Source organism: Hamadaea sp. NPDC051192 (genome assembly GCF_040682475.1).
GTDB classification, from domain to species: domain Bacteria; phylum Actinomycetota; class Actinomycetes; order Mycobacteriales; family Micromonosporaceae; genus Hamadaea; species Hamadaea flava.
On sequence record NZ_JBFBAZ010000006.1, the window covers coordinates 123,167 to 132,228 of the forward strand.

Below are 9,062 nucleotides of genomic sequence, written 5' to 3' on the forward strand. Positions count from 1 at the left end.
GAAAGTCAGCGACAAGTCGCGTACGCGCGATTACCGACCGTGGCCCAAATGAGGTCTAACGGGCAGCGAATTGACGCGGCGATCTGTCGCGAGTAGACCGGGCACGTGGCTTGTCACGTATTCGCAGACGAATCGGTGCGACGCACCTACCTTCTCTGCGCGGTGAAGGTCGATCCGGCATCGCTGGACACGACTCGCCGGGCGCTCCGGAGGATGTGCCTACCGTCGCAGCGGCGACTGCATTTCGAACGCGAGCAAGACGCGCGCCGGCGCAGCCTGCTCGGCCAGATCGCGCGGCTCAATATCCGGGCCACGGTCTACCAGTGCGACGAGCCAAGCCAGATCGCCGCCCGGATGGGATGTCTTCGGCAACTGCTCACGGACGAGTCGGCGGCCATGACCCGGCTGGTCCTGGACGCCTGCGAAACCATGGATCGACGCGATCGGCGACTGATCTACCTGGCCGCGCGCGATCTCGGAATGGCTGCCACGTTCACTTATGAGCACCTGCGTAGCTTCGAAGAACCGATCCTCTGGGCGGCGGACGCCGTCGCCTGGGCCGTGGGCGCTGGACGATCCTGGCACTCGCGAGTCAATGACATCGTCGCGGCGGTCGTCGACGTGAAGGCGGATTTCTCGGTGAGATAAACGCAAGACCCGGGTGCTCACCGTCCGGTGACCATCCGGGTCCACTTCCTTCGGCTACTGCCGTCGGCTGACCAATCGTCTCCCAGGGAGGACGGAGTGTCAAACGCGGCGGGCCAGGATCAGCGTGTGGTGGATCGTCATGTCGAGCCGATCCGCGTACGCCGTTGTGACCTCGCGCATCCCAGCCAGTTTGGCCTGCTGCTCGTCCGGCGGCAGCATCCGGTACCACGACGTCGTCTGGTGCAGCGCGATGAACTGGCCGGGTTGGTACGGGAGAACGCGGTCGCGGACGCGTACCTCGATGTCGGTCAGGTTCGTGTGGTCGCGTAGTTCGGCGACGCCCCATTCGGCGATCGGCGGGCGCGGCTTGTCCGGGCCGAACAGTGGTTCCATCGCCGCCTTGACCTCGGGGTCGGCGTACGAGGAGAAGGCGCTGAGGACGGCTAGGGTCCCACCCGGCGCCAGGGCACGTTCGGCGTGCTGCGCGCGGGCGACCGGGGTCACCCAGTGCCAGGAGAGCGCGGCGTAGATCAGCGCGACGCCGCCGGCCGGGGGCGTCCAGTCTTCGAACTTCGACACTTCGATCGCGACGCCCGGCACGCGCTGGCGCAGCACGGCGGCCATCCGCGGATCGGGCTCGACGCAGGTGATCGGGAAGCCGCGGCCGGCAAACAGGACCGTCGCTTTGCCGGTTCCGGCGCCCACCTCGACGGCGCTGGTCACGGGTCCGATGTGGGCGGCGTAGCCGAGGATCTGGTCGGCCAGCTCGGCCGGGAGATCCGGGCGTACTTCGTCGTAGAGGTCGGCGACCTCGCCGAACTGTGTGCTCACGCGCGCCTCCAGGCTCCGGCGATCAGGAAGATCTCGATCAAGGTTACGAGCGACAGCCCCAGGATCCACCAGGCGGAGAAGTCGGCGAAGACGGAGGCGACCGTCAGCCCGAGGCCGAGGCCGAAGCCCGCACCCAAACCGAAGAGCGCTCCGCTGGGCAGTCGTACGGCCGCGAGCCGGCTGAAGATCACGTACAGGAGCCAGAGGCCGCCGGGCGTCACCAGGGCGATGCCGACAAGATCCAGCAGGGACGGGCCGTGCCCGGGTCCGAAGCGGATCAGCTGCGGGCCTTCGAGCCCGGCCGGCAGCGCCAGGATCCCGATACCGCAGAGAACGAGAGCAAGTGCGACGACGATCTGACGGCGTACCGGCATGGTGGAGATTATGAGTCAAGGTCGACACGCCGTGTTACCGCACTAGAACTGACCGGAATGTCCATACGAACGGACGACCCGATGGATCTCTAATGTCGGTACTCTGCACCGGTGGGCGAACCGTGGCAATTTGTCGGTCGTCACGCTGAGCGTGACTCGGTACTGAAATCGGTTACCGCATCGACTCCGCGTGGCGTGGTCCTGAGTGGAGCCGCCGGCGTCGGCAAGAGCCGGCTGCTGCGCGAGGTGCTGACCAAACTGGACCGTTCCCGCTTCCCCTACTTGGCGGCAGCGGCGACGGCGGCGACGGCGAACCTGCCGCTGGGCGCGTTCGCGGAGATCCTGCCACCGACCCCGCCGATGGGCGCGAACCCCACGTTGCTGCTGCGCTGGGCGCTCGACGCCATCCGCGCGCACGGCGGCGAGCTTCCGACGATCCTCGTGGTCGACGACATCCACCTGCTCGACCCGCTCGGCGCCACCGTCGTGCTGTACGCGTGCCGCAGCGGTGCGGCGACGCTGATCGCCACGCACCGCTCCGAGACGCCGGTGCCCGAGGCGATCAGCACCCTCTGGAAGGACGACCTCGTCGAACGGGTCGAGGTCAAGGCGCTCGACGAGCAGCAGACGACCGAGCTGCTCGGCAAGGTGCTGCAGGCGCCGGTCCAGCAGGCGAGCGCGACCCGGCTGTGGCAGATCACCGAGGGCAACGCGCTGTTGCTGCGCGAGGTGCTGACCAGTCTGGAGGGCACCCCCGAGCTGACGCTGGAGCACGGCAGCTGGACGTGGAGCGGCAAGCTGCCCACCGACCCGGCGCTGAACCAGCTCGTGGACGAGCGCATCGGCCGCCTCGAAGACCCCGTCCGCAAGGTGCTGGAACTGGTGGCGCTCGGCGAGCCGATCGGCCTGAACCTGATTCAGCGCGAGTGCGGCGAGGGACCGGTCGCGCAGGCCGAGGACTCGCTGTTGATCCGCGTCGTGGAGGACGGCAAGCGACAGAACGTCCGCCTCACCCATCCGATCTACGGCGAAGTGCTGCGGCACAGCATCAGCGTCACCCGGGCGCACAAGCGGCGGGCGCAGCTCGCCGAGCTGATCGAGTCCACCGGCGCCCGCCGGCGGCAGGACCTGCTGCGGGTGGCCGTCCTGCGGCTCGACAGCCGGACCGCGACCGACCCGAGTCAGCTGCTGCGCGCGGCGGGGCTCGCCTTCGCCGATCTGGATACGCGGCTCGCCGCCCGGCTGGCCGAGGCGGCCAACAACGCCGGGGCCGGCTTCCCGGCGCAGGAGCTGTTCGCCACCGCCGTCGGGCTCAACGGCGATCCACAGAAGGCGCTCGAACTGCTCGACGAGGCCGCCCGCGAGCACACCAGCGACTGGGAGGTGGCCCGGATCGCGGTCGCCCGCAGCGTCCAGCAGATGACCGCGATCGACGACTCCGATCCGCTCGCGGTGCTCGACGACGCCATCGGGCGGGTCACCGATCCGACCACGCGGGCGTGGATCCGGGCGCACATCGCGCCCGAGCGGATGTTCTACGGCTTCTACGAAGACCTCGACAAGCTGCTCGCCGACGTCAACGCCGACCCGTACTCGTCGGAGGCGGCCAAGCAGTTCGCGGTGACCCTCCAGCTCGCGATGCGCGCGTGGCGCGGCGAGCCGATGGCGGCGCTGCGCGCGATCGTGCCGATGGAACGCAGCAGCCTCTCCCTGATCCCGGAGATGCCGTACCTGAGCAACTCGATCCATTACACGCTGGGCCAGGCCTCACTGCTCGCCGGCGACGTCATCCACATCCAGGGCGCGCCGGACCAGCCGGAGTTCTTCCCGGTGCTCGAAGGCCAGCAGGTGCTCAACCGCGCACAGGCGCTGCGCATGCTCGGCAACACCCGCCAGGCGCAGCGGCTCGCCCAGGGCGCGCTCGGTCATCTCCACACGGGTGGCCGGATCTTCCTGCCCGCCGTCTACGCCGAGCTGGCGCAGTGCGCCGCGGTCAACGGCGACGGCGCGGCCGAGGACTACCTCGTGGAGGCCGAGCGGACGTTGACCCGGGCACGGCAGAACCACCTGCCGTGGGTGGGGCTGGCCCGCATCCAGGTCGACGCGAGCGCCGGTCGGATGGAGGCGGCCCGGGCGGCCGCCGACGATCTGATCGGAATTCTGCGCCGTAACGGGTTCTCCGCGCTGGAAGTGCTCGCGCACCACACACTCACTCGCGCCGGGCTCGCCGACGCCGAGACCGGCGACCGGATGGCCGAGCTGGCGTCCAAGGTGGAAGGACCGTTGGCCCAGGCCGCCGCGCGCCACACCCACGCCCTGCTCACCGGCGACGTCACCGAGCTCAAGTCGATCGTGGAGGAATACGGCCGGCTGCGCCTCACGCTCTTCGCCACCGAGGCGGCCGCGCAGGCGTACCAGATCAAGCCGGGCGACGCGATCGCCTTCCGCCTCGCGGATCTGTTGGGGCAGATCGAAGGCGTCCAGACGCCCGCGCTGAATCTGGGCATGACCGCACTCACCGAGCGCGAGCTGGAGATCGCGGACATGGCGGCCACGGGAATGTCCAGCCGCGCGATCGCCGACCAGCTCGTGGTCTCGCACCGCACTCCGGACAATCATCTGTTCAAGGTGTACGCGAAACTCGGCATCGCCGGCCGCACGGAGCTACCAGCGCGGCTGCGGCTCTACAAGGCCTTGCATACTCAGCGGCCGAGCTGACCCTACGCGACCGCGTTCCCACGATCACTCAGTCCACTGTTGGTGATCGCACGACTCTGCAATTTGCACGTTGGCAATGGCATGCTTCTCGTGCCGGCCGTCCGGTGCCCTCACCGGCCTTGACGGCCGGTCCACAATTCTCCCTCCCCGAGAAGAGGACCGGCATGTCTTTGCGCCTCCAGCGGTGCTTCGCCCAGACTCTCGGGGTAGGCGCTCTCTTCTGGCAGGCTGCTTCGGGGACGAGTTCGGCGGCGATCTGGATGATGATCATGACGCTGGACAAGTACGGGGTCGAACAACAGGCAGACTACTGGCGGCGCATCCTCGCGCAGGACCCGGCGACCACTTTCGACCTGGCCGCCGAGCTGGCTGCGGTCGGGGCGTACCGGCCCGCGTTGCACTGGGCGGCGCAGGCGCGCACCGTCGGCCATCCGGAGGCGGCCGCGCTGTGCTCCGAGATCAAGCGGCGGCTCGCCGGGGACCAACCGGTGCCGAGCCGCCGTTCCCCTGTCGTAGCAGGAGGCCAGGGCCGGGCGTTCGGTCAGGACGGCGGGCGCAGCTCGTTCGGGGCGAGCCGGCGTACCACGTAGAGCAGCTGCGGCGGTTCCAGCCGGCCGCTCAGCGACCCCAGCTCCGACCAGTGCACCCACGCCTGCTCGACGAGCGAGGTCTGCTCGCTCGGCGTCAGCTTGGCGGGCTTCACCTGGGGCTGCGAACCCGGGAATCGGGCCAGGTAGAAGGGTTCGACGCCGACCCAGCGGCGACCTTTCCACTGGGTGTCCCGGTGGACCGCGACGTTGTCGGGGCGGATCAGCTCCGGGTCGAGCCCGGTCTCCTCGACGAGTTCGCGTCGGGCCGCGGCGTACGGCTCCTCGCCCTCCTCGACGCCGCCGCCGGGCGGCTCCCACAGGTGGTCGCCGGTGACCGGGTCACGCCAGTGCTGCAACAGGATGCGGCCGCCGTCGTCGAGGCAGATGATCCGGACCGCCTCACGGTGCGCCAGTTCCTCGACGCGTACGGACTCGCGGAAGCGCTCGTAGGACGGCTCGTCGAAGTGGCCCGCGACGGGCGAAGCCACCGCCGCGGCGGAGACGGCGACCGCGTCCGAGATCAGTTCGTGCCAACCGGTTCCGAGGGCCAGACCACGGGCCAACGCGGCCACACAGGAGTCGCCGGCTCCGGTCGGGTTGCCGAACACCCGTTCCGGCGGGATCGCCCGCCAGGTGCCATGCGGGGTGACGGCCTCCATACCCTCCTCGCCTCGCGAGGCCACGACGGCCTTCGCTCCCCGCGCGAGCAGTTCCCGGGGTGTGTTGTCGCCGAGTTCGTCGCGGTTGGGCTTGACGACATCCGGTCCGGCTGCGATGCCCAAGGTCAGCGCTTCCCCGTCGGCGTCGAGGACGCTGATCACTCCGGCCTCGCGGGCGAGTGCGATGAGCTGCGCGTACGCGTCGGCTGGAACACCCTGCGGCAGCGAGCCGGACAGCGTGACGACCTTGACGCCGGGCAGCAACGTGGCGAAGTGCGTGCGGAACTGCTCCCATTCGGCTGGGCGTACCTCGGGACCGGGTTCCCAGAAGCCGGTGGCGTCCTGGCCGTCGACGATCGCCACCGTCCGCCGGGTCTCCCCCGCGACCGGCCAGAACGAGTGCTCCACCCCGTCGAGCAGTTCGGTGATCCGAGCGCCGGTCGCCCCACCGAGCAGGCCGGTGGCGAGCACCGGCTGGCCCAGCTGCGCCAGGACGCGGGCGACGTTGAGACCCTTGCCTCCGGGGCGTTCGGCGACCTCGCGTACGCGGTGCGAGGTGTGCGGCCGCATCGCTTCCACTCGATAGGTGATGTCGAGCGCCGGGTTGAGGGTCACCGCCAGGATCATGGGGTCATCCTGCCGGATCGATGCGCATGAAAACAGACCCGCCACCGTTGATCATGGAGTTGTCACCCTCGACACACCGGCGAGACCACGGTTAACTCCATGATCAACGAGGAGGGGGGTGGGGGCGGGGCGGGGTTCGGGGTGGGGTCAGGTGAGGGGGCGGGTGTAGACCTGGCCGGTGAGGTGGTGGCCGAACGAGTCGTGCTCCTCGGACTCGATCAGCTTGAATCCCTCGGCGAGGTAGATCTTGCGGGCGGAAGCCAGCGGGTCGTTGGTCCACAACATCATCCGGGCGTACCCGACGTCGCGGGCGAAGTCGAGGCAGGTGCGCACCAGCCGCTGCCCGACGCCGCGCCCGCGTGCGATCGGGTCGACCAGCAGGATGCGCAGCTGCGCGGTCTGCTCGTCCTTGCGTACGCAGAACACGCACCCCACTCGCTGCCCGTCGACCTCGGCGATCCACGCGTGTTCCCGCGCGGGATCGCGCTTCTCGGCGTAGTCGGCCACGATGCGCGCGACCAGCGCCTCGAAGCTGGTGTCCCAGCCGAACTCGGCGGCGTAGATCTCGCCGTGACGCTGCACGACCCAGCCCAGGTCGCCGGGCTGGTCCAGACCGCGGATCACTTCACTCATGCTTCGAGTGAAACACTCGTTTCAGTCGGCTGTCAACGCTGTCCCGTCCAGGCCGCGCAGAAACATTTCGAGCGCCATATCGGTACGCCGAGAGTCAGCCGTCGCGAGCCGATCCAGCAGCAGCCCGCGTACCGTCGCCAGCAGCAGAGTCGCCGCGACGTCGGGATCGGCGCCGGGCATCAGGCGTTCGGCGACCGGGCGCAGCTGCGGCAGCCATTCGGCCACACTGGCCGCGCCGTAGCCCTCCCACGGCCCGGGCTCGGCCCGCAACGACAACGCGTAGCTCTCGAAGAACAGCCGCTCGACATGGGCGTTGTCCGGATCCGTCAGCCACTGCCAGAGCCGATCCACCGCCGACTCCCCCACCGGATCCCCCGACGAGGGATCGGTCAGCTCCGCCTGAACCAGGTCGACCTGCTCGCGGCGACTGTGCGCCACCACTTCGCGTACAAGTTGCTCTTTGCTGGTGAAGAAGTAGAGCAGGACCCGCGGACTAGAGCCGACCGCGGCGGCCAGGGGGCGCAGCGACATGTCGGCCAGGCCGTGGGCACGCGAGTAGTCCACCAGCTTGGCCAGCAGTTCCGCGCGGCGCGCGCTGTCGTCGCTCGTCATGCGACGACGGTAGCGGAACGGCTCAGGACTCCGGCGTCATCTTGGACCAGGCGACGTCCCAGACGGCGCCCGCGCTGTCCCCGATGAGCTGGGGCCGGCCGGTGCCCTTGACGATGACCGGGTCGCCCAGCCGGAAGTTGTCGTAGAACCACTGTGCGTTGCTCGTGGCGACGTTGATGCAGCCGTGCGAAACGTTCTGCTTGCCCTGCGCCCAGACACTCCACGGCGCGGCGTGCACGAACTCGCCGCTGTAGGAGATGCGGCAGCAGAGCTTGATCAAGTCGTCGTAGTAGTTGGGGTTCTTGGGATCGGTGACGCCGTAGCTGGCCGACGTCATCCGGTGCTCCAGCTCGCGCGACATCACCACGTGCGTGCCCGACCGGGTCGGGAACAGCACCCGGCCGCCGTCCGCTGTGGTCACGTAGCCGTTCTTGCCCATGCTGATCGGGATGTTCTTGACCTGTACGCCGTCGACGGTCACCCGCATGTAGTGGTTGGCGTTGTCGGCGATCGCGATCCGGGCCGGCCCGATGGTGAAGGAGATCGACTCGTTCTCCGCGCCGTAGACGTTCTTCCCCAGGTGCACGCCGTGCAGCTTGGCCGCGACCGAGACCTTGGTGCCCTTGGCCCAGAACTTCTCCGGGCGGTAGTGCACCGTGCGGTTGTCGACCCAGTACCACCGGCCCTCGACCTGCGGCTCGCTGGTGACCTTGATCGCCGCGAGCGCCGCCTTCTTGTCGGTCGGGGTCTTGCTGAACTTCACGATGACGACCTGGCCGACACCGTAGGTGCCGCCGTTCTTCATGCCGGTCATCGCGTTGGCCTGGAAGGTGATGCTCGCCGTGCCGGACGGCTTCAACGTCGTGAACGTCGCCGTCTGCTCCAGCGGCTTGCCGGCCGAGTCCACGCCGGACGCCTTGACCTGGTAGGTCTTGCCGAACTGCAGCGACGACGTGCTGCGCCAGGTGGTCTTCTCGGCGTCCAGCTCACCGGCGACCGTCTTGCCCCCGGTCGTCACGGTCACCGTCTGCAGAGTCGCGTTGACGGCGGTCACCACGACCGGCTCGTTCGGGGCGACACTGGCACCCGGCGCGGGCGCGATCGTCAGCGTCGGCGCGTTCGGGTCGTCGTCAGCAGGCGACGTGCTCGTGCTCGGCGAACCGCTGGGGCCGCTCCACGCGACATCCTTGGGGTCGTCCTTGCAGGCGGCAAGCAGAGTGCCCGCCGCGGCAGTCGCGGCGGTGGCGAAAATCGTGCGACGGCGCATGTCGGTTGGTTCCTCCCGCGGTGAGGGTACTCAAGGAAAGACGCTTCGCGACACCCCGGGGATGCCTTCGTGACGGGTCGCGGATCTTACTGGCCGGACGGCG

At 69.1% G+C, this 9,062-nt stretch carries 9 protein-coding genes and 1 pseudogene; 3 read left to right on the forward strand and 7 right to left on the reverse strand.

From position 1 onward, the window contains the following. Nucleotides 1-135 precede the first annotated feature (135 nt). Complete coding sequence (locus tag AB0M47_RS04600) at nucleotides 136-648, forward strand: hypothetical protein (RefSeq protein WP_363408324.1); 513 nt, start codon at nucleotides 136-138, stop codon at nucleotides 646-648. A 99-nt stretch (nucleotides 649-747) separates the two neighbouring features. Here the strand turns inward: AB0M47_RS04600 and AB0M47_RS04605 are convergent, their stop codons facing one another. Together AB0M47_RS04605 and AB0M47_RS04610 are read right to left on the reverse strand one after the other, a co-directional pair. Beyond that, the gene (locus AB0M47_RS04605; RefSeq protein WP_363408327.1) at nucleotides 748-1,479 is read right to left on the reverse strand and encodes a class I SAM-dependent methyltransferase; all 732 of its coding nucleotides are present in this window, start codon (nucleotides 1,477-1,479) and stop codon (nucleotides 748-750) included. Then, nucleotides 1,476-1,853, reverse strand: a complete 378-nt coding sequence (locus AB0M47_RS04610) for a hypothetical protein (RefSeq protein ID WP_363408330.1) — start codon at nucleotides 1,851-1,853, stop codon at nucleotides 1,476-1,478. Before AB0M47_RS04610 ends, AB0M47_RS04605 begins: the two co-directional genes overlap by 4 nt. Nucleotides 1,854-1,964: 111 nt before the next feature. Here AB0M47_RS04610 and AB0M47_RS04615 point away from each other — a divergent pair, with 111 nt between their 5' ends. After that, complete coding sequence (locus AB0M47_RS04615; protein ID WP_363408332.1) at nucleotides 1,965-4,571, forward strand: AAA family ATPase; 2,607 nt, start codon at nucleotides 1,965-1,967, stop codon at nucleotides 4,569-4,571. Between the two features lie 164 nt (nucleotides 4,572-4,735). Continuing rightward, nucleotides 4,736-5,161, forward strand: a complete 426-nt coding sequence (locus tag AB0M47_RS04620; RefSeq protein WP_363408335.1) for a hypothetical protein — start codon at nucleotides 4,736-4,738, stop codon at nucleotides 5,159-5,161. On the opposite strand, the gene AB0M47_RS04625 is transcribed toward AB0M47_RS04620, so the two are convergent. The 5 genes and pseudogenes from AB0M47_RS04625 to AB0M47_RS04645 form a co-directional block, all read right to left on the reverse strand. Next, nucleotides 5,113-5,574, reverse strand: coding sequence for an NUDIX domain-containing protein (locus AB0M47_RS04625; protein ID WP_363408347.1), 462 nt, complete (start codon nucleotides 5,572-5,574; stop codon nucleotides 5,113-5,115). The genes AB0M47_RS04620 and AB0M47_RS04625 overlap by 49 nt on opposite strands. A 15-nt stretch (nucleotides 5,575-5,589) precedes the next feature. After that, nucleotides 5,590-6,447, reverse strand: a pseudogene (locus AB0M47_RS04630) (1-phosphofructokinase family hexose kinase); the annotation flags it as partial. A gap of 147 nt (nucleotides 6,448-6,594) precedes the next feature. Beyond that, a complete protein-coding gene (locus tag AB0M47_RS04635; protein WP_363408338.1) occupies nucleotides 6,595-7,080 on the reverse strand; it encodes a GNAT family N-acetyltransferase in 486 nt (161 codons plus the stop codon). Nucleotides 7,081-7,101: 21 nt separating this feature from the next. After that, the gene (locus AB0M47_RS04640; protein ID WP_253754689.1) at nucleotides 7,102-7,692 is read right to left on the reverse strand and encodes a TetR/AcrR family transcriptional regulator; all 591 of its coding nucleotides are present in this window, start codon (nucleotides 7,690-7,692) and stop codon (nucleotides 7,102-7,104) included. A gap of 22 nt (nucleotides 7,693-7,714) precedes the next feature. After that, nucleotides 7,715-8,959, reverse strand: a complete 1,245-nt coding sequence (locus AB0M47_RS04645) for an Ig-like domain-containing protein (RefSeq protein ID WP_363408341.1) — start codon at nucleotides 8,957-8,959, stop codon at nucleotides 7,715-7,717. Nucleotides 8,960-9,062: the final 103 nt, after the last annotated feature.

Bases quoted from the DNA above. Each gene is read 5' to 3' on its own strand.
- AB0M47_RS04620 (WP_363408335.1), top strand. From the start codon at position 4,736: ATGTCTTTGCGCCTCCAGCGGTGCTTCGCCCAGACTCTCGGGGTAGGC.
- AB0M47_RS04640 (WP_253754689.1), bottom strand. From the start codon at position 7,692: ATGACGAGCGACGACAGCGCGCGCCGCGCGGAACTGCTGGCCAAGCTG.
- AB0M47_RS04610 (WP_363408330.1), bottom strand. From the start codon at position 1,853: ATGCCGGTACGCCGTCAGATCGTCGTCGCACTTGCTCTCGTTCTCTGC.
- AB0M47_RS04635 (WP_363408338.1), bottom strand. From the start codon at position 7,080: ATGAGTGAAGTGATCCGCGGTCTGGACCAGCCCGGCGACCTGGGCTGG.
- AB0M47_RS04645 (WP_363408341.1), bottom strand. From the start codon at position 8,959: ATGCGCCGTCGCACGATTTTCGCCACCGCCGCGACTGCCGCGGCGGGC.